At 70.2% G+C, this 19,155-nt stretch carries 16 protein-coding genes and 1 pseudogene; 6 read left to right on the top strand and 11 right to left on the bottom strand.

Annotated features, from left to right (window positions below; translation table 11 throughout):
- Positions 1 to 38: 38 nt before the first annotated feature.
- From AC068D_RS25305 to AC068D_RS25265, 9 genes are all read right to left on the bottom strand, one after another.
- Positions 39 to 848 carry an endo alpha-1,4 polygalactosaminidase gene (locus tag AC068D_RS25305; RefSeq protein WP_478825339.1) on the bottom strand — a complete coding sequence of 270 codons (810 nt, stop codon included), beginning with the start codon at positions 846 to 848 and terminating at the stop codon, positions 39 to 41.
- Positions 845 to 1,507, bottom strand: coding sequence for a spherulation-specific family 4 protein (locus AC068D_RS25300; protein ID WP_478825338.1), 663 nt, complete (start codon positions 1,505 to 1,507; stop codon positions 845 to 847). Before AC068D_RS25300 ends, AC068D_RS25305 begins: the two co-directional genes overlap by 4 nt.
- Positions 1,504 to 2,430 (bottom strand): NAD-dependent epimerase/dehydratase family protein, encoded by a 927-nt coding sequence (locus AC068D_RS25295; RefSeq protein ID WP_478825337.1) that lies wholly within the window; start codon positions 2,428 to 2,430, stop codon positions 1,504 to 1,506. Before AC068D_RS25295 ends, AC068D_RS25300 begins: the two co-directional genes overlap by 4 nt.
- Positions 2,431 to 2,437: 7 nt before the next feature.
- Positions 2,438 to 3,151, bottom strand: coding sequence for a sugar phosphate nucleotidyltransferase (locus AC068D_RS25290; protein WP_478825336.1), 714 nt, complete (start codon positions 3,149 to 3,151; stop codon positions 2,438 to 2,440).
- 74 nt (positions 3,152 to 3,225) lie between these two features.
- The gene (locus AC068D_RS25285; protein WP_478825335.1) at positions 3,226 to 4,227 is read right to left on the bottom strand and encodes an SDR family NAD(P)-dependent oxidoreductase; all 1,002 of its coding nucleotides are present in this window, start codon (positions 4,225 to 4,227) and stop codon (positions 3,226 to 3,228) included.
- Between the two features lie 114 nt (positions 4,228 to 4,341).
- The gene (locus AC068D_RS25280) at positions 4,342 to 5,757 is read right to left on the bottom strand and encodes a hypothetical protein (protein WP_478825334.1); all 1,416 of its coding nucleotides are present in this window, start codon (positions 5,755 to 5,757) and stop codon (positions 4,342 to 4,344) included.
- Positions 5,754 to 7,268, bottom strand: a complete 1,515-nt coding sequence (pelF, locus tag AC068D_RS25275; RefSeq protein WP_478825333.1) for a GT4 family glycosyltransferase PelF — start codon at positions 7,266 to 7,268, stop codon at positions 5,754 to 5,756. The genes AC068D_RS25280 and pelF overlap by 4 nt, the downstream gene beginning before the upstream one ends.
- A gap of 107 nt (positions 7,269 to 7,375) precedes the next feature.
- The gene (locus AC068D_RS25270; RefSeq protein ID WP_478825332.1) at positions 7,376 to 9,538 is read right to left on the bottom strand and encodes a hypothetical protein; all 2,163 of its coding nucleotides are present in this window, start codon (positions 9,536 to 9,538) and stop codon (positions 7,376 to 7,378) included.
- A gap of 421 nt (positions 9,539 to 9,959) precedes the next feature.
- Entirely contained in the window at positions 9,960 to 10,487 is a 528-nt protein-coding gene (locus AC068D_RS25265) for a hypothetical protein (RefSeq protein ID WP_478825331.1), read from the bottom strand.
- A gap of 350 nt (positions 10,488 to 10,837) precedes the next feature.
- Here AC068D_RS25265 and AC068D_RS25260 point away from each other — a divergent pair, with 350 nt between their 5' ends.
- From AC068D_RS25260 to AC068D_RS25235, 6 genes are all read left to right on the top strand, one after another.
- Complete coding sequence (locus AC068D_RS25260) at positions 10,838 to 12,898, top strand: ATP-binding SpoIIE family protein phosphatase (RefSeq protein ID WP_478825330.1); 2,061 nt, start codon at positions 10,838 to 10,840, stop codon at positions 12,896 to 12,898.
- Positions 12,899 to 12,986: 88 nt separating this feature from the next.
- Positions 12,987 to 13,736, top strand: coding sequence for an amino acid ABC transporter ATP-binding protein (locus AC068D_RS25255; RefSeq protein WP_478825542.1), 750 nt, complete (start codon positions 12,987 to 12,989; stop codon positions 13,734 to 13,736).
- 41 nt (positions 13,737 to 13,777) lie between these two features.
- On the top strand, positions 13,778 to 14,617 hold the full coding sequence (locus tag AC068D_RS25250) for a glutamate ABC transporter substrate-binding protein (RefSeq protein WP_478825329.1): 840 nt from the start codon (positions 13,778 to 13,780) through the stop codon (positions 14,615 to 14,617).
- A gap of 75 nt (positions 14,618 to 14,692) precedes the next feature.
- Positions 14,693 to 15,358, top strand: coding sequence for an amino acid ABC transporter permease (locus AC068D_RS25245; RefSeq protein ID WP_478825328.1), 666 nt, complete (start codon positions 14,693 to 14,695; stop codon positions 15,356 to 15,358).
- Entirely contained in the window at positions 15,355 to 16,260 is a 906-nt protein-coding gene (locus AC068D_RS25240) for an amino acid ABC transporter permease (RefSeq protein WP_478825327.1), read from the top strand. Before AC068D_RS25245 ends, AC068D_RS25240 begins: the two co-directional genes overlap by 4 nt.
- A gap of 534 nt (positions 16,261 to 16,794) precedes the next feature.
- Entirely contained in the window at positions 16,795 to 18,309 is a 1,515-nt protein-coding gene (locus AC068D_RS25235; protein ID WP_478825541.1) for a DUF6056 family protein, read from the top strand.
- On the opposite strand, the gene AC068D_RS25230 is transcribed toward AC068D_RS25235, so the two are convergent.
- Together AC068D_RS25230 and AC068D_RS25225 are read right to left on the bottom strand one after the other, a co-directional pair.
- Positions 18,284 to 18,694: a GtrA family protein gene (locus tag AC068D_RS25230; protein WP_478825326.1), complete on the bottom strand. Its 411-nt coding sequence runs from the start codon at positions 18,692 to 18,694 to the stop codon at positions 18,284 to 18,286. The genes AC068D_RS25235 and AC068D_RS25230 overlap by 26 nt on opposite strands.
- Positions 18,691 to 19,155 (bottom strand): annotated as a pseudogene (locus AC068D_RS25225) (glycosyltransferase); the annotation flags it as partial. The gene AC068D_RS25230 and the pseudogene AC068D_RS25225, both read right to left, overlap by 4 nt.

Genomic DNA, 19,155 nt, shown 5'->3' with positions numbered 1-19,155 from the left:
ACGACCGGCACGATGGGACGATCGGCAGGGCCGCGGGGTCAGCAGGGCTGACGCCAGCGGTCCAGGCCGAGCCTCTTGCGCATCGAGGACAGGCCGATCCGGCGGGACTCAGCGCAGAAGTCCTGTGTGGACAGGGCGTATTCGACATGGAAGACCGCCTTCCCGGCCTTGATGAAGGGGGTGAGCCGTGTGCATTCGCCGTACTGGGCGCACTCCTCGTTGACCGCGAAGTCGAAGTCCCTCACCAGTTCGGGGATCTGGGGCACGTCGTTCTTGAGCCCCACGGACAGACCGCGGTCATGGGCGATACGGGCGAGCATGCGGTTGTACGCGAGCTGGTGGGCGGCGGTCAGGGGGAAGCCCGTGTCATTGAGGTAGCCGTCCATGAGGTCCGGCTCCACCGCGTCGAAGCCCTTGTCGCGGCACATGTCGAAGCGCCGTTCCAGCAGCGGCCGGAGCACGTCCAGCCGGCGGATGTCCAGCCAGCGCTCACCGTCCCAGCCGTTCGGCCTGCCCCGCACGGCAGCGGGAAACGCGGCATGGTCGGGTCTGAAGTCCTCCCAGGCACCGGCGTTGATGTAGCAGATGACCTTCCGGCCGTCCCGGTGGAGGCGTGCCACATCCGCCGCGGAATTCTCGAAACCGTCGATGTCGTACACGGGAACGTCCGCCGCGGCAGGATCGGCACGCCCGTCGAGCTGCCACTGCCAGGGCGTGCCCGGCCTCGGCCGCCAGCGCTCACGACCCGGCCCGTGCGCCGGGTCCGGGCGGGGTTCCGCCGTACACCCCGCCACCAGGAGCAGAACAAGGGCGACGAACAGCAGCGGCGGATGGGTGCGGGCGGTCACGGCGTCTCCCCGAGAAGGGCGGGCGGCGGGGCCGTCCAGGGGTTCGGCAGGCTGTCGGGCACCGCACAGGACACCGCGGCCCCGCGCTCCTCGGCCGCCCGCGCGGCGACCCGGGCGAGCGCGGGCGGCACACCGTACACCAGATGGCAGAACCGCTCCTCCGGGTGGCGGGCGGTCCAGCGGGGGCGGGTGAAGGAGGACAGGTACACCGACCAAGGGCCCTCGAAGGTCACCAGAAGATCGGCGATCCGAGCGTAGCCCGGGGCGGGGTGAACACCCGGATTGAGCACGACCGTTGCCGCACCCCGCTGGCGTGCCGCCCGCACGAGCCGGCGGCAGTCCGGCAGGGCGGAGCGGTCGGCCGGCACCTGGTCGAAGAAGCAGCCGTCGGTGCCGTACCACTCACGATGGCGGTCGAGGTCGTGGAGCACGGCGGAGTGGGGGCGTACACCATAGTCCAGGTCGACGTAGCCGAGAACGCGGGTGCCCGCCGCCCGCAGGGCGCGGGCGGCGGAGACGAACGCCGGGTCGGGCTGCGTGCCAGGACCGCTCGCGGCATTGAGCACGACGCCGTAGACCCGGTCCGCGGATGCCGCGAGCAGTTCCCAGGCGCCCGGGTCCTGCGCGGGGTGGACATAGAGCGGGACGAGCAGGGTCATGGCGCCTGTGCCGCCTCCGGGTCCGATTCCGGTCGTGCGTACAGAGAGGCCCACAGGGCGGCGACGGAGTCCTCCAGCCCGAACCGGGGCTCCCAGCCGAGGGCGTCGTGTGCAGCCGTGATGTCGGAGCACTGCCAGGGGACACCGGCGGAGCGGGACGAGCCGGTGCCCGCCTCGTCGATCCGTCCGCGGAATCCCGCCACGTCCGCGAGCGCGTGGACCAGATCGCGGATCGGGAGGGCACGGCCGCCGCTGATGTTGAGGATGCGGGGGAGCGGCCCGTCCGCGGTCGTCGCCAGCACCACCGCTCGGGCCAGGTCCCTCACATCGACGAAGTCGCGGTAGGCGGACAGATCGCCGAAGCGTACGGCGGCGTCCGGGCCCGTACCCGCCCGGCGCAGCCGCATCGCGGTGCCGCCGGGCAGGCTCATCGGCACGGCACCGGGGCCGACCGGGTTCCCCACACGAAGGACGACCGCGTCGAGCCCCGACGACGCCACCGCGATCGTTCCCGCGAGCTTGGTCGCGCCGTAGGAGGCGACCGGCCGGGTCGGGGCGTCCTCGGTGACGCGCACGCCGTGCTCGGTCGCCCCGTATTCCGCGGCCGAACCCAGATGCACCAGCCGGGCGGAGGGCGCGGCTTTCCGCAGGGCCGCACACAGCACGGCGGGACCGCGGGCGTTGACCTCGGCGTCCGTCACCGGGTCGCCGCCCAGAGCCCCCGCGCAGTTGACGACGGCGTCGGGGGCGAAGTCCGCGAGGACGTCGGCCAGCCGCCCCGGGTCGGCCGTGGCGAGGTCGACGCGGAGGTCGGCGGAGGGCGCGCGGCCGCCGCCGAACAGCCGGACGCCCTCCACGGCCCCCAGTTGCTCGGCGATGTGCCGGCCCAGGTACCCGGTGTGGCCCAGGACGATGATGTGCATGAGGTGTTCAGGCTCCCTTGAGCAGCAGCGACTGGTGGGTGGTGAATTCGGCGTTGGCCCGGTCGTAGTCGTCGGGCCGTCCGATGTCGAGCCAGTAACCGTCGAACTCATAGGCATGCGGAGGGTTCTGGTCCTTCAGCAGGTCGAGGACGAGCTCGTCGAACCCGAGCGGGAGCCCGGGGGTGTAGCCGTCGAGGGTGGTGCGGGACAGTCCGTACACCCCCATGGAGACGCGGTAGTCCATGCTCGGCTTCTCCGCGAAGCCCACCACCCTGCCCGCGTCCGTGGTCAGCACCCCGAAATCGATGTGGACCCTGCGGGCGTAGGTGGCGATGGTCAGTGCGGCCTCCGACGCACGGTGCCGGAGCAGTACGTCGGCATAGTCGAGGTCGGTGAGGATGTCGCCGTTCATGACCAGGAAGGTCTCGGGGAGCCGGTCCCGCATGGTCAGCAGTGGGCCCATGGTGCCCAGTGGGCTTTCCTCGGTCGCGTAGTCGATGTTCAGCCCCCAGCGTGAACCGCTGCCGACATAGGCACGGATGATCTGACCGAGGTGGCCGACGGCGATGGTGCAACCGGTGAACCCACAGGCCGCGAGCTGCCGGAGCACGATCTCCAGGATCGCGTGCTGGTCCCCGATCGGAACGAGTGGCTTGGGGAGTGCCGTGGTGTAGGGACGGAGCCGGATGCCTTTGCCTCCGGCGAGAATTACTGCGTGCATGAGGAGCCCCCTGTCGGTGCGGCGGTCGTGGAAGTGGACGGTCCGGACGGCCGGGACCGGACCGTCGGGTCGGGTCAGATGTTGTAGATGCCGGTCTTGTACCGGGCGAGATTGGCCGGGTCGCGGAAGAACTCCACGGTCCGTGCGAGGCCCTGCTCCAGGTCGTGCGCGGGCGACCAGCCGGTCGCTTCGCGCAGCCTGGTCGCATCCGCGACCAGACGCATGACCTCCGAGCCCGCGGGCCGGATGCGCTTCTCGTCCTCCTGCACCTCGAGGTCGGTGTCCATCACCTTGCCGATGAGCCGCACGAGGTCACCCACCGAGATCTCCCCGCCGGTACCCGCGTTGAAGGTCCGGCCCACGACGGCCTCGGCCGGAGCGCTGCCCACCGCCAGGAAGGCGTTCGCCGTGTCCTTGACGAAGGTGAAGTCACGGGTCGGCCGCAGATCGCCCAGGGTGATGGTGCGAGCGCCGGCGGCGACCTGGCCGATCACGGTCGGGATCACGGCGCGCATCGACTGACGGGGGCCGAAGGTGTTGAAGGGGCGCAGAGTGACCACGGGCGTCTCGAAACTCGCGTGATAGCTGTCGGCGAGCCTGTCCCCGCCTGCCTTCGAGGCCGCGTACGGGGACTGGGTGTTGATGGGATGGTCCTCAGTGATGGGCACCGTCCGGGCGGTTCCGTAGGTCTCACTCGTGGAGGTGTGGACCAGGCGGGGGACGTCCAGGGCGCGGACGGCCTCCAGCACATTGAGCGTGCCGGTGACGTTCGTGTCGACGTAACTGTGCGGCGCCTGGTACGAGTACGGGATCGCGATGAGCGCGGCGAGGTGGTAGGCCGCCTCCGCGCCTTCGACGAGGGCACGGACCGAGCCGGGGTCGCGGACGTCGCCCAGAACGATCTCGACGTGGTCGAGTACCTCGGGCGGCAGAGTCTCCAGCCAGCCGTATGAGGAGAAGGAGTTGTACTGGGCCATGGCCCGGACCCGGTGCCCGGAGGCCACGAGCGCCTCGGTGAGGTGCGAGCCGATGAAGCCCTCTGCGCCGGTGACGGCGGCGAGCGGTGCGGTAGTCAACTGGAGTTCCTTTCCCGGAAGTTCATATGCCGTTGGTGTCTCTTGGTGATCAGTGGTGTGCGGTGGGTAGTGCCCGTCGGGCAGGGGTGACGGCTCTTGTGCCGCCGGAGTGGATCAGGCGTGCGCGGTCGGCCGTCCCAGCAGCCACAGGACGGCGGCCACGAGCAGTGAGGCCGCGATGCCCGAACAGAGCAGTAGGGCCGCGGCGCCCGGTGTCCGGCCGACGGCCGCGGCGGTCGACGCACCGGACGCCGCGGCGAGGGCCACCATGGCCGGGGGCCATGCGATCCCGAACGCCTGCAGCAGCAGGGCGGTCCACAGCAGTGCCGCGACGGCGAGGAGCGGGGCCGGTTCCGTGCCCGTCAGCAGAGCAGCCGGCACCAGGGGGAGCAGATAGACGCCGAGACAGATCGCCAGCGTTCCCGCGGAACGCAGCCGGAATCCGGTCTCGTCCGCCGCCGCCCGCAGCGCCGCCACCGACAGCCCGCGGTAGCGGTACAGCAGCCATTCAGCCGGGCCCATGCTCAGGGTGAGCGCGATCACGGCGAGCGGCTGTTGCCGCCCCACGAACATGACCAGTACGCCGGCGGACAGTCCGAACAGCCCGTACGGAAGCGACTCGAGGAGACGCGGGCGCGCGGCGTCGCCTGACGCGGCATCGGCCCCGAGCATGCCCCGGACCGCATGCCCCGCGGCTGCGACGGCCAGCACCACGGTCAGCGAAGGCACCGCGACGCGCACCGAGGGAAGGGGGTCCCACCAGGGCAGGACCGCGGCTCCCGCCAGCAGTGGGGTGAGCGTGCACAGCAGGACGCGTTCCTTCCCGCACACCAGCAGCACTCCCGCCGCCGCAAGGTACAGCGACTGCCCGACCGCGAACACAGCGGCCGGACCAGGCCCCGACACCGCGACTCCGGCCGTCGCCGCGGCCAGAGCCCCCGCCGGCGCTCCGAGGACCAGTGTTCTGCCTGCCTCCCGGCGCCCCACGGCCAGCCGCAGATACGCACGATGGCTGAGCGCCTGTCCCCAGGCCCACGAAAGCAGTCCCGCCGCGACCAGCGCGTAGACCCCTCGCTCGCCGTGCCACAGCCGGCCGGTCAGCAGATACGCCAGTCCCGGCAGGGCGAACAGCGCACCACGCAGAGCACATCTGACATGGTCGGGCGCCCATGGATCGGCCCCCGTCGGCGGTTCTGGAAAGCTGCGCGGCACCCGTCCGTAGAGGTCGGCGGCGAGGGAGAACAGGTCCGGGTGGCCGTATCGCTCCCTGATCTGCTCGCCCGTCAGCCCCTCCGACTCCAGCACGGCCGCGACCTCGTAGGGGTGCACCGAGGGCCCTATCCGGTCCGCCAGTTCGGCGGCCAGCACGTCCACCGGGTCGTCGGCCGCCCGTGGCATCCGCAGCGCGAGCGCGCTGTCGGGCGCGGATCCGTCCAGGCGCAACGCGAGCATGGTGTCGCAGGACGAGAGCCGCAGCGCGAGGGTGTCGCCCTGGCCGCCGTCGGGTTCCAGGGCCATGGGACCGCTCATCCGGCCACGCTCCTGAGGACCGCCTCGCCTGTGAGGTCCTCGCTCCAGGGATCGGCGAGCCGGAGCGTGCCGCGTACGGACAGTTCGAGGTAGATGGCCCGGAAGGTGTCGATGGTCTGACGGAGCGTGAACTGCTCGATGACCCGCAGTCTGGCGGCCTCTCCCATCGCCGACCGGCGGGGTGGATCGGCCAGCAGCTCGAGCGCGGCCGCCGCCATCGCGCCCGGATCGCGCGGCGGGACGACCAGTCCGGCGTCGCCCACCGCCTCCCGCACTCCGCCCACATCGGTGGAGACGGTGGCCCGGCCGCACGACATCGCCTCGATCAGGGTGAAGGGAAAGCCTTCGCTGATGCTCGAGAGCATCACCACACTGCCCGCCGCATAGGCGTCGCGGATGTCGTCGACCCGGCCTTCGAAGGTGACCGCGTCGCCGTGGCCGAGCTCGTCCGCGAGCGCCTCGCAGCGCTCGCGGTAGGCCTCGCCGCCGCGCGGAGTGCCGCCGAACAGCCGGAGGGTGGCTTCCGGGAGGACACCACGGACCTGGGCGAACGCCCGTATCAGCGTCTCCAGGTCCTTGATCGGGTCGACCCGGCCCGCCCAGCTGAGGGTCGGTCCCTCCGGCTCGGGACCGGCGGGCGGAAAAGCGGCCGGGTCGACCCCGTTGTAGACCGTGCGTATCAGCCGGGGATCGGCACCACCCTCCTCCTCCCAGAGCCGGTTGTACCGGTTGCCGGGGGTGATCAGGGCGGCGCGCCGGTAGGTTTCCTCCGCCAACAGCCGGAAGAAGCCGAGAAGCACGGCCTTGACCGGCCAGCGGTAAGGCGCCGTCCGGTAGCCCAGATAGCGTTCCCGCAGGTATACGCCGTGCTCGGTCAGCAACAGCGGGACGCCGTGGAGTTCCTGGGCGGCGAGGCCGGGCAGCACGGCGACCCCTCCGCTGACCGCATGCGCCACGCCCTGCTCGGGCGGGAGGGCCGCGAGCGGCCGCAGGGCGTGCTCCAGCAGCGCGGTGGCGGTGACGGCATCGTGGAGTGTGGGCCGTGCCTCCCGAACGGTCAGGCCGGGCCGGTTCCAGACGCCGGTCAGCACCCGCAGGGCGCGGTCGCCGCGCAGCGCCGGGCTGAGCTGCCCGTCGCGTGCGACGCGCGCCATCTCGTACAGCGCGGGAGCGAAGCCGTCCTCGGCGGTGGGGTCGAGCAGGGCGGTCAGGAATCTCTCGTACGCGGCCATCAGACGCCGTTCCCTGCGGCCGCGCGGAGGGGAACCGGCGGGGGCGGGGCCCCACATCGGCACCGTCACCGGCTCGGCCACATGGGGTGGCAGGTCCCATACGACGGGCTCACGCCCGGTGCCGGTCACCGCGATCACGTCGAAGTCGATGTCGGGCATGCCGCCCACGAGTTGGTCGCACCAGACACTCACGCCGCCGTGACTGTGCGGGTAGGTGCCTTCGGTGAGAAGAGTGACCCGCGCCGCGCCTGGGCGCGGCGCGCGGTGCTGAACGTGCATGGATGAGCTCCACGGCAGGAAGAAGTGTGCGGGGGGCGAGCGAAGGGTCCCGGACGCCGCATGGGCGTCCGGAACCCGCTTGCTCGCGGTCGGCCGGTGCGGCCGGTTCAGCGACGCCGGTCGCCGTCGGGCGGCACCTGGCGCTCGACTCCTGCAGGCACGGGCACGTCGGGCGCGGGTGTCGTACCGCGCGCGGTCCCGACGCCGGCCTCGGCCCCTGCCGGCGCGGACGGCAGGACGAGCGCCACGCTCTCCTGGCCCGCCGCCGGCGACACCCGGCCCGAGACGGTCCCCGCGTACGGCTGTCCGAAGGCGGCCGGGCCGTCCGGGAGCGACAGGACCGTGCCGGACGGCATCGTGGCGTTCACCGCGATGCCCTCGGGTGCTGTGATGCTCACCGAGTCGCCGATCCGGTAGGCCGTGACCTGACCGGCCTTCACCGCGCTGTTCCAGGCGGCGCGTTCGCGCAGCTCGGCCCCGATGTCCTTCATCCGCAGATTCACCAGCGGGGCACTGTCCGCGTAGAGCGCGGTGTACTGGCCGATGACCCGGTCGAGGACCGGGTAGGCGATACGGTCCTCGGCGAGGTTCGACTGGTGGATGAAGTGCGGACGGGGGTCGTTCGCCAGCACGTGTCCCATCGCGATCCGCGCCTCCAGCGGCACGATGTGGTCCGTGTAGCCGGTCGCGGGGTCGAGCGGTGCGTCGAGGCAGGTCGTGGTCGCCGAACCCTCACAGATGCCGCTGCCGCCCTGGGCCCTGCTGGTATAGATCCAGTTGTACTCGTCGACCTGTTCGGCGGCCCGGCCCACGTTGTAGAAGACATTCATCGGGTAGCGCGAGACGGTCAGGGCCGGACCGACCCGACGCTGCTGCGGATCGCGGGAGTTGTCGGAACCGAGCCAGCTGATGCCGTTGTCGGAGAGCGCGGGTGCCAGGCCGGGGTTGTCGTCGGGCTGCTGGGGCAGCAGTTTGAGACCGGAGTGCTCGCCGGTCACCAGCTCACCGCTCTCCAGCGGCAGACCTGCCTGCTGCGCCCACTGCCGGTTCTCGGAGATCTGCCGCGAGATCTCGGCCCGGCCGACATAGCGGGTACTGCCGTCCGGGTTCGTGGCGCACTTCCACGGGACGACGGTGACGTCCTGCTCGCAGCCCAGATACGGGTGGTCGTAGGTGTGGTTGATCCAGCGGAATGCGTCGCGGTCCGCGGTCAGGCGGTCGGCCAGCGGGTCGGCCCCGCCGTGGTCCTCGCGGTACTCGACGCTGCCGCCGCCGTTGTACGCGAGGTCCAGGGTGAGGCCACGGGCGCGGGACCAGTCGACGGCCTGCCGGACGTCGTCGGGAGTCATGCGGATCGGGTTCGGCGTGCCCTGCCCCGGCCGGCAGTCCACATCACCGGGGGTGCAGTTGAGCACGGTGTCCCAGCGGTCGTCGCTCGCGAAGACGTCGTCGACGTGGACGGAGAAGTAGTTCCGCGAGGAGCCCAGACGCACGCCCTGGGTCATCCAGTCGACGATTCCGCGGGCGAGCAGCCGGAACTGCTGCTGGTACCGGTTGGCGACAAAAGTGACGACGAGTTCGCGGCGGCCGTCGTGCCGGTACTCGCCGACGAGGCTGCCCCTGGTCGCCCTGCCGGGTATCTGCGCGTCGACGTAGGTGGTGAAGTTCGCCCCGGCCCTGGGTCGGGACAGGAAGCCCCAGCTCTCGTCCACGGAAGGGTCGTTGTCCTCGAAGGTGAAGGAGCCGTCGAGATAGCCGAAGGGCCCTGCCGTGCCGGCCGCGGTGACCCCCGCGGTGATCCCGTCGACGGGCCCCGCGTATCCGCCGTTCACCGGGTAGTCGAGCCCCGCCTGCGGCCTCGCGTAGGTGTAGGCGTCGACCTGCGGGATCGCATACGTCTTCTCGTACGCGACGAGAGCCGCCATCTCGGGCGAACCGGCCGGGAACGGGTTGTCGTTGGGCAGGACGACGGCCTGGTACTTCGCTCTCGGGCGCCCGTCGACCGTGTCGGCCAGAAACGCCGCGTCGATCGACGGGCGGTCGGAACTCGCGAGTTCGATGACGGTGTACGGGGTTCCCGCACCGTCGAGTTCGGCGGCTATGGCGTCCGTGGCCGGCCCCCCGTCGGACACGATCAGCACCCGCAGATCGATGCGGGGTGTTCCGTCGTCGGCCTGAACCGGCGCTGCCGGCAGGCCGAGCGAGACTATGAGCGCTCCGGCGGTGAGCGCGGCCATGCGCAGGGTCCGCTGTGTGCGGGTCCGCTTCATGCGGTGAGGTCCCTCCCCGTCTCCCCCCAGCACAACGGCCGCACCGCTCCCGGGAGCGTGCCGCCGTTGTGCCCTGACGCGTCACATAGTGGAGTCTGCGTGTGAGTTATGTGCGCCTGCGGTGAAAATTGACGAAAAAGCGCAGCTGTCGCGGTGGTGTCGAAGTCCGTGGGGGGCAGCCCGTACGAGTCGAGATCAAGTGGGCACGGAGGGTAAACGCTTGCTTTTGCCAGTGGTCCAGACAAGATGCCCTGATCCGTGCATGAGTATTTTCGGCCAAGGGTGTTGCGCCATCGGACGCGGCGCGGAAAGTCATGGCGGCCGGTCCGGACCCAAGGGTCCGGACCGGCCGCCATGCCGTGCGGTGCATGCCGTGCGGTGCGGTGCATGCGGTGCGGTGCATGCCGTGCGGTGCCCTGGATCAGGAGGCAGCCGGTGTCGTCGGCTGGCAGGCGACGCGGGTGTCCGGGGTGTTGACGATGCCGTCCTTGGTGTTCTGACCGTTGTTGTACTCGTAGTAGAGGTACGAGTAGAAGCCGATGTTGCCGTTGCAGCCGGAATCGGCGGCGATCCGGTAGGTCAGGGTGACCGTGCGGGTCGCTCCCGGCGGGAGCGGGATCTCGTAGTTGACGCCGAGGCCGGTGCTGCCGGTCCCCGAGCACGAGGCGCCCTCGGCGGTGCACGAGACGAAGCTGTACTTGAGGTCCTTGCGTTGCGTCGTCGTCCAGGTCGGCTGGACGGACTGGTACACGAACCAGATGTCCGTGGACTGGTTGTTCGTCAGGGTCATCGTGAGCGAGACCGTCGAGCCCGGCGCTGAGACCGGCTGGTCGATGGTGAAGCTCAGATCGGGGGTTTCGGCGCCGGCGGGCTGCGCCATGCCGAAGCAGGCGAGGGCGAAGGCCAGGACCGCGGAGAGACCTAAACGTCTCAGGTGTGTGATGCGCATGGGCAGGGAGGCTAGGAGACCTCCGCCCGTGACGTCTTCCGCTCTGCGCCCGGTAGTGGCCCCCACGGCGCGAAACCTGCGGACGTCGAAGGCGGTTCCCGGCGTTCCTTGCGCGCCCGTGGTGGCCCGCATATGCGCCGGGTATCACCCATGTGCACTCCCGCCCCGGATCCGTCGCCGAGTGTGCGGAACCCGTCACTCAGAGCTGACCGGCAATGGCCGGTTCCGCGTGCCTGACGCCGCGCTCTCACCCGGTCGGACGGGGCCTGGGGTGCGGGACCGCGTCTGCCGCGGGTCAATGGAGGACGAGGTGTGCGCAAGCGCCGTACGACAAAGGAGGCGCGTACGGCATGGATCCCTATGGTGCGGCTCTGCTCCAGGCGCTGTTCACCCAGTCGCCGATCGGACTGCACGTTCTCGACCGCGATCTGCGGATCGTGCGGTTCAACACTGGTGCGCCTGGCATGCGGGGCGTCGACACGAGCGGGATGGTCGGCCGCACATGGACCGAGCTGGGAGTCATCGCGGACGACGCCGAACGCATGCTCCGTCATGTACTGGACAGCGGTGAATCCGTCATCGGCTTCAGGCACCGCTATCTGCCTTTGCATGCGCAGGTAGGGGAGGAACGACTGCTGTCCATCTCCGCCTTCCGCCTCCAGGACGCCGAAGGCCGCACCCTGGGAGTCTCCGCGACGGTGGTCGACATCACCGAACGGGACCGCGCCGAACGGCGTCTGGACCTCGTCTACCGCGCCGGTGAGCGCATCGGCAGCACGCTGGACGTGTTCCGCACGGCACAGGAGCTCGCCGACGCCGCTGCGCCCGGTCTGGCCGATGTGGTCGCGGTCGACGTCCTGGACTCGGTGCTGCACGGCGAGGCCCCGGCTCCCGGGCCGCTGGTCGACCACATCACCGTCCGCAGGGCGGCCTTCGGCTCGGCCGGCGAGAGCGGGATCCGCAGTCCGTACGAGATCGGCGATGCCAGAGTGATGCGCTTCGGCACCCCGTATGCCCAGGCCATGGCCGATCTGCGGCCCAGGCTGGTGCGCCGGCTGGAGGACGACGACGCCTGGCTCGCCCGGGACCCGAGCGGCTCCGCGGTGCTGCGGCAGACGGGCGCACACTCCCTGATGGCCGTCCCGCTGACCGCCCGGGGCGTGGTGCTCGGCATGGCGGCCTTCTACCGCACGAAGGGCTCCGGGCCTTTCGTCGACGCCGACCTCGATGTCGCCCGCGACCTGGCCGCACGTGCGGCGGTGTGCGTCGACAACGCCCGCCGCTACACCCGTGAGCACACCCTCGCCCGTCTGACCCAGCGCGCCCTGGTGCCCTATCGGCTGCCCGCGCACACCGCCCTGGAGACCGCCTACACCTATCTGCCGGTGGCCTCCAGCGGCGTGTGGTACGACGTCCTCCCGCTGTCCGGTGCGCGTGTCGCTCTCGTGGCGGGGGACGTGTCCGGGCGGGGCATGTCCACCGTGACCACGATGGGAAGGCTGCGCACGGCCGTCAGTGCCTTCGCCTCCATGGACCTGCGGCCCGACGAACTCCTCGAATGCCTCCACGACCTGACCGGGCAGCTCGCCCACGAGCATCCGTTCACCCACCTCGACCGTACCGATCCGGCCCCCCTCACCGCCGCCTGCCTGTACGTCGTCTACGACCCCGCCACCCGCACGTGCGCACTGGCCAGGGCCGGCCACCCACCGCCGTTCCTCGCCCTGCCCGACGGCAGCGTCCGTGTCGTCGACTGTCCCGACGGCCCGGTGCTCGGCCGGGGCATGCCCGCGTACACGACCACCCTCGTGGACCTGCCCGAGGGCAGCATCCTCACCCTCCAGAACGCGGGGCTCCTCCAGGGCACCGCCGAGAGCCGGCTTCCGCACTACACCGCAGCCCTGGGACGGCCGTCGGGCCGCCTGCAGGACATGTGCGACGCGCTGGTTTCGGCGCTGCTGCCCGAGCCCCCCGACGACGACGCCCTGCTGCTGCTGGCGCGCACCCGCGCACTCGGACCCGACCGTATCCGCTCCTGGACGCTGCGCAACGAGCCGGAGAGCGCGGCCGCAGCCCGCCGCCTGGTCGGACGGCTGCTCGCGGAATGGGACCTCGAGGAACTCGGCTTCACCACCGAACTCATCGCCAGTGAGCTGGTGACCAATGCGGTGCGCTACTCGTCCGGACCCGTCGGGCTCCGGATGATCCGCGACTCCGTTCTGATCTTCGAAGTCTCCGACACCAGCAATGCCTCCCCCCATCTGCGGCACGCCGAGGACGACGACGAGGGCGGCCGGGGCCTGGACATGGTCGCGCATTTCGCGCGGCGATGGGGCACTCGACGGACCGGAATCGGCAAGATCATCTGGACCGAGCAGGAGCTTCCCGGGGCCCCTGGACCGGGCCCCTGACCGTAACCCCGTTCCCGGCGTGCGCACCGCCCGGCGAGGACGCAGCATGAAGCCGAGGAGCGGAGCGACAGTGAGCAAGGACCATGCCATGCCCGGCGCAGGTGGTGACCTGGTTGTCCTGAACAAGGTCAACAAGCACTTCGGCGCGCTGCATGTGCTCCAGGACATCGATCTGACCATCCATCGCGGTGAGGTCGTCGTCGTCATCGGGCCCTCGGGGTCGGGAAAGTCCACCCTGTGCCGTGCCATCAACAGGCTCGAGACCATCGACTCGGGCGAGATCGTCATCGACGGGAAGCCACTGCCGGCCGAGGGCAAGGAACTCGCACGGCTTCGGGCCGACGTGGGCATGGTCTTCCAGTCCTTCAACCTCTTCGCGCACAAGACCGTGCTGCAGAACGTCACGCTCGGCCAGATCAAGGTCCGTAAGAAGGAGAAACGCGCCGCAGAGGAACGGGCTCGATCGCTGCTCGACCGCGTCGGTGTCGCTTCCCAGGCCGACAAGTACCCCGCCCAGCTCTCGGGCGGCCAGCAGCAGCGTGTGGCCATCGCGCGAGCGCTGGCCATGGAGCCGAAGATCATGCTCTTCGACGAGCCGACCTCGGCGCTCGATCCCGAAATGATCAACGAGGTACTGGAGGTCATGCAGCAGCTCGCCCAGGACGGCATGACCATGGTCGTCGTCACCCATGAGATGGGCTTCGCCCGTTCGGCCGCCAACCGTGTGGTGTTCATGGCCGATGGGCGGATCGTTGAGGAGACGACGCCCGACGAGTTCTTCGTCAATCCGCGCAGTGAGCGGGCCAAGGACTTCCTTTCGAAGATCCTCCACCACTGAGCCCGACAAGCACTGCACAGCTATCCCCAGGGATGATCACGATGAAGTTTTACAAGGTCACCGCTGCGGCCGCGGCCGCAGCCGCGCTTTCCCTGACCGCCGCAGCCTGCGGATCCGACGGCGGCGACGGCAGCGGATCGGACGGCGACGGAAACAAGATCACCGTTGGTATCAAGTACGACCAGCCGGGCATCGGCCTGAAGACGCCCGACGGGAAATTCACCGGCTTCGACGTCGATGTCGCCACCTACGTCGCCAAGCAGCTCGGGTACGAGCCCGGCGACATCGTGTGGAAGGAAGCCAAGAGCGCCGACCGCGAGTCCCTGCTCGACCGCGGCGACGTCGACTTCATCGCGGCCTCGTACTCGATCAACGACGAGCGCCAGAAGAAGGTCGACTTCGCCGGCCCCTATCTGCTGGCGCACCAGGACGTGCTGGTCCGGGCCGACGACAACTCCATCAAGAAGCCCTCGGATCTGAACAACAAGAAGCTCTGCTCGGTCACGGGGTCCACATCTGCGCAGAACGTCAAGACGAAGCTCGCGCCCGCGGCCCAGCTGCAGGAGTACGGCGGCTACTCGGAGTGCCTGACCGGGCTGGAGAACAAGGCCGTGGACGCGCTGACCACCGACGATTCCATTCTCGCCGGCTACGCCGCGCAGCCCCAGTTCAAAGGCAAGTTCAAGCTGGGCGGCTTCAAGATGAGCGACGAGAACTACGGCATCGGCGTACAGAAGGGCAGCGAGCTCAAGGGCAAGATCAACACTGCACTGGAGAAGATGGTCCAGGACGGCTCCTGGGAGGCATACGTCAAGAAGAACTTCGGCCCGGCCGGCTACCAGAACGAGCCCGCCCCGAAGATCGGCGTCATCGTCGGCTGAGACAGGGCCCGACCGGCGCACCGCACGCCAGGGTGGCGCGCTGCGCCCTCCACACACGCGGAAGTGCGGCAGATCGTGTTCGATTTCCTTGAGGGTTATGACCTGCTGGGGGCGTTCTGGACGACGGTGCAGCTCACGGTCTACTCCGCGATCGGCGCCCTGATCTGGGGGACGCTCCTGGCCGCCATGCGGGTCAGTCCGGTGCCCCTGATGCGCGGCTTCGGAACCGTCTATGTGAACGTCGTGCGGAACATCCCCCTCACCGTGATCATCGTCTTCACCTCGCTCGGTCTCTTCCAGACGCTCAACGTCAGCCTCGGCGCGAAGGACTTCGAGGGCATCAACTTCCGGCTCGCCGTTCTCGGCCTGATCGCCTATACGGCGGCGTTCGTCTGCGAGGCGCTGCGGTCCGGCATCAACACGGTGCCCATCGGCCAGGTGGAGGCGGCGCGGGCCATCGGTCTCGGCTTCCCCCAGGTCCTGGGCCTCATCGTCCTTCCCCAGGCCTTCCGCTCGGTGGTGGGTCCGCTGACGAACGTGTTCATCGCGCTGACCAAGAACACCACCGTGGCCGCCGCGATCGGCGTGGCCGAGGCCGCGCTGCTGATGCGGGAGATGATCGAGAACGAGGCCCAGCTCATCCTCATCTCCGTCATCTTCGCGGTCGGCTTCATCTGCCTCACGCTGCCCACCGGGCTGTTCTTCGGCTGGGTGGCCAAGAAGGTGGCGGTGAAGCGATGACCGTCGCCCTCTACGACGAACCCGGGCCCCGGGCCCGACGCCGCAACGCCGTGTACACGGTGGTGTTCCTGGCCGTGCTGGTGGCGCTCGGCTGGTGGGTCGTCCAGAGCCTCGCCGACAAGAACCAGCTGGACTGGGCCAAGTGGGAGCCGTTCTTCACCGACCCCCGCGTCTGGACCACCTACATCCTGCCCGGTCTCGAGAACACCCTCATCGGTGCCGCTCTCGCCATGGCCATCGCCCTGCCCCTCGGCGCGCTGTTCGGTGTCGCCAGACTCTCCGAGCGTCGCTGGGTGCGCGGCTCGGCCGGCACCGTCGTGGAGTTCTTCCGTGCCATCCCGGTGCTGATCCTGATGCTCTTCGCCAACGCGGCCTACTCCGAATTCACCGACGTCAGTCCCGACAGCCGACCCCTGTATGCCGTGGTGACCGGCCTTGTGCTGTACAACGCATCGGTACTCGCCGAGGTCGTACGGGCCGGGATCCTGTCCCTGCCGCGGGGCCAGACGGACGCGGCCAAGGCGATCGGCATGCGCAAGGGCCAGACCATGCGCTACGTCCTGCTCCCGCAGTCGGTCACCGCGATGCTGCCCGCCATCGTCAGCCAGCTGGTGGTCATCGTGAAGGACACCGCGCTCGGCGGCGCGTTGCTGGGCTTCTCCGAACTGCTGGCGTCGGTGCGGCCCATGAGTGCCAACTACGGGGCGAACACCATCGCGAGCTTCACCGTCGTCGCCGTGGTCTTCGTGGTGCTGAACCTCGTCCTCACCACCTTTGCCGCCTGGCTCGAGGGCCGGCTGCGACGCGGCAAGAAGTCCACCGGAGCGGTGGTCGGCGTCGACGCGGTCGAGGAGCTCGCCGCGCCCGGAGAGCACGATGTCACCAGGCCCGACAGGCCCTGACACGCGGTCGGTCCACAGCACCCCCGGGCCTCGTCCGTGTCCGTCCCGGCCCAGGGAGTCGCCCCGCCCGGCACGGCAGGCGCGGGCGGTACGCCCTCCGGCGCGGTGGGCTCGTGGTCCCCGCGACCGGATGCAGCCCATGCGTCCGTGCCCGTCGGCGCGGCGGAACCGCCCGCCGGGGCGGGGGAAGGTGCGTCGGCCGGAGGCGCGCCCGGAGCCGGCACGGCACTCCGCACAGGGCTGAGCCCCCGCGTCCGGATCGACGGCAACGGCGACGGCAACGTGCGTACCTGAGGGGGCGTCCGGCGTGCCGTACCCGCGGACGGGACGGGTGGCCGGACCGGCCCCTGCCTGCCGGGACGGCACCCGGAGCCTTCTTCTCGACCAGCACGGATGCAACGGCCGGGGCTGCGGGCGTGCGCCCGCGTTGCCCCACTTGACGCATGCGGGTTGCGGACGCCGGAAGCCTGCCGTCGAGTGGGGAGCACCCGCCGGGCCAACGGCGGGGAAGGATCCCGAAAGGCAGTGACGCACATGGCCGTCGGCGCATCGAGCGCCACCGTCCCGCGAGAACCGGACGGACCCGGCGCACCACGCCGACGGCACGCACGACAGCGGCGCGAGCGGGGGATGCTCACGGCGCTGCCGGCCCTGGTGCCTGTGCTGCCCCCGCTCGGGCTGCTGGCCCTGGCCGCGTGGCTGGGCCGCCATGTCCGGCCCAGCGCCGACGACTGGTGCTTTTTGCCCGTGGTGCGGGACCACGGCATCGCCGGTCTCATCGAGAAGTTCTACGTCACCGACAACGGCCGACTCGGCAACGGACTGCTGGTCGGGCTGTACGCCCGGTTCCCGGTTGCCGGTCATCAGTGGTTCGGCCTCGTCAGCGGGGCTCTCGTGCTGCTCGTCATGTGGGTTCTCGTCGTGCTTGTGCTGCGCTTCGCGGCACTGCGAGTGCCGCGTGGCGTGCCGTTGTCCGCGGCGGCCATGGTCACCGCGGTGCTGCTGCTCGCCACGCCCAACACGTACAAGACGTTCTACTGGCCGGCCGCATCCGTCTCGCACACTCTGGCCCCCGTGCTGGCCTGCGCCGCGGCCGTCCCGGCGCTGCTCGCCCGCAGCCGACGGGCACGCCGGGCCGCGCTCGCCGTCGCCGCCGTGGCGGGAGTCTTCCTGGGCACCCTCTCGGAGGAGACATCCGTCGTCGTCCTGGTGGTGCTCTCCGGGCTTCTCCTGCTCAGCCGCCGGCTTTTCACCGAACGGGACCGGGGCCGTGCGAGGGGCACTGCCCTGATCGCCATGGCAGGGGTGGCCGTGGGTACGGTGGTGCTGCTCACGTCGCCAGGAGCGCGCCACAGGCGTGAACGCTACGGTGCCGAGTCCGCGTCCATGGCGGCGCCGGAGACGCTCATCGCCGCCGCACGAGGCTATCTGCGCATCCTGGAGACGGTCCTCACCTCATGGCAGTACGCGGGCGCCGTCGCCGCCGGAGCGCTGCTGGGCCTGCTTGCGCGTCGCCGGCGCATCGATCCGGCCTCCCCGCGACGGAGTCCGCTGCTGCTGATCTGTTGCGGCGCACTCGCATTCCTGGTCTCCGGCTATCTGTGCACGGTCATCACCTATCCCGTCTTCGGCGCACGCGTCGCATCCGCCGCGCGGACCTGGAACGACTACCTGCTGCTGTACGTCTTCATGCTCATGGCCGCCGGTTGTCTGCTGGGGCGTGTGGTCCGCACGCGCCTGCCCGGGCGGTGGACCGACGTCGCGGCTGCGGTCATGGCGACGGTCTGCCTCGTCACCGTCGCCGGACTCGCCGCACCGCTGCTGCAGCTGGGCCACGACATGCGGGCCAGGGCACAGCTCTGGGACCGGCAGGACGCATGGCTGCGCGCCCGCGCTGCCGAGGGCGCGGACGCACTTCCGTACAAGCCGCTGCCCGTGAGCGGCATGCTGGAGCCCTTCGGCGACCAGGGGCGCCACCCATGGCCGGCCCGCTGTGTGGCCGACTACTACCACCTGGACCGGGTCATCTACTCGACGCGCGTTCCGTGACGGGCTCCTTCGCACCGGAGGTGATCGCCCACCGCGCGAGCAGGAACGAGAGCGGTGTGACGAGGACGCCGGCCGCAAGGGCGGCGAGCTGCTCGTCCATCCCCAGCCTCGCCACGGCGAGATGCAGCAACAGACCGCTGCCCACGAGATTGGCGGCGGCCGAAACGGGATACCGCACGAAAGCACGCCAGGTCGGCCTGGTCCGAAGCGTGATGGACGAGTTGAGCAGGAACGAACCGGTGATGCTGACCGCATACGCCAGGGCATGGGCAGCGAGATACGGCAGCCAGATGTTCAGCACCGCGTAGACGGCGCAGTACACGCCCGTGTTGGCGAAACCGATCGCGGCGAAGACGGCGAACTGCCGGAAGCCGGAGGCGTTCATGGCTCCGGTGGGGCCGGTGCACCGGCCGGAGCCGCGGAGCGGCCGGCGTGGCGCACGGGTCCCGATACGTCGGTCTCTCGCACGACGTAGTGGGGGCGTCGTTTGGATTCGTGGTAGATCCGGCCGACGTATTCGCCGATGATGCCGAGGGTGGCGAGTTGGATGCCGCTGAGGGCGACGATCGCGGTGATGAGGGTGGCGTAGCCGGGTGTGTCGATGCCGTTGAGTGCGGCGTTGGCGACGATCCACAGGGCGTAGACGAGGGCGGACAGGAAGAGCCACAGGCCGGTGTGGATGGCCATGCGCAGGGGGCGGCTGTTGAAGGAGAGCAGTCCGTCGATGCCGTAGTCGAGCAGGCGTCGTCCGCCCCATTTGGAGCGTCCGGCGGCTCGTTGTGCGTTGCGGTAGGTGAAGCCGGTGGTGTCGAAGCCGATCCAGGAGAACAGCCCCTTGGAGAAGCG

The sequence above is a fragment of the Streptomyces sp. NPDC043861 genome, from assembly GCF_056435905.1.
Note: the sequence above shows the minus strand (reverse complement) of the source record. Positions and strands in the feature narration are given on the sequence as shown.

Bases quoted from the DNA above. Each gene is read 5' to 3' on its own strand.
- pelF (WP_478825333.1), bottom strand. From the start codon at position 7,268: ATGCACGTTCAGCACCGCGCGCCGCGCCCAGGCGCGGCGCGGGTCACT.
- AC068D_RS25265 (WP_478825331.1), bottom strand. From the start codon at position 10,487: ATGCGCATCACACACCTGAGACGTTTAGGTCTCTCCGCGGTCCTGGCC.
- AC068D_RS25230 (WP_478825326.1), bottom strand. From the start codon at position 18,694: ATGAACGCCTCCGGCTTCCGGCAGTTCGCCGTCTTCGCCGCGATCGGT.
- AC068D_RS25235 (WP_478825541.1), top strand. From the start codon at position 16,795: ATGGCCGTCGGCGCATCGAGCGCCACCGTCCCGCGAGAACCGGACGGA.
- AC068D_RS25295 (WP_478825337.1), bottom strand. From the start codon at position 2,430: ATGCACATCATCGTCCTGGGCCACACCGGGTACCTGGGCCGGCACATC.
- AC068D_RS25300 (WP_478825338.1), bottom strand. From the start codon at position 1,507: ATGACCCTGCTCGTCCCGCTCTATGTCCACCCCGCGCAGGACCCGGGC.
- AC068D_RS25290 (WP_478825336.1), bottom strand. From the start codon at position 3,151: ATGCACGCAGTAATTCTCGCCGGAGGCAAAGGCATCCGGCTCCGTCCC.
- AC068D_RS25270 (WP_478825332.1), bottom strand. From the start codon at position 9,538: ATGAAGCGGACCCGCACACAGCGGACCCTGCGCATGGCCGCGCTCACC.
- AC068D_RS25250 (WP_478825329.1), top strand. From the start codon at position 13,778: ATGAAGTTTTACAAGGTCACCGCTGCGGCCGCGGCCGCAGCCGCGCTT.
- AC068D_RS25280 (WP_478825334.1), bottom strand. From the start codon at position 5,757: ATGAGCGGTCCCATGGCCCTGGAACCCGACGGCGGCCAGGGCGACACC.
- AC068D_RS25255 (WP_478825542.1), top strand. From the start codon at position 12,987: ATGCCCGGCGCAGGTGGTGACCTGGTTGTCCTGAACAAGGTCAACAAG.
- AC068D_RS25260 (WP_478825330.1), top strand. From the start codon at position 10,838: ATGGATCCCTATGGTGCGGCTCTGCTCCAGGCGCTGTTCACCCAGTCG.
- AC068D_RS25240 (WP_478825327.1), top strand. From the start codon at position 15,355: ATGACCGTCGCCCTCTACGACGAACCCGGGCCCCGGGCCCGACGCCGC.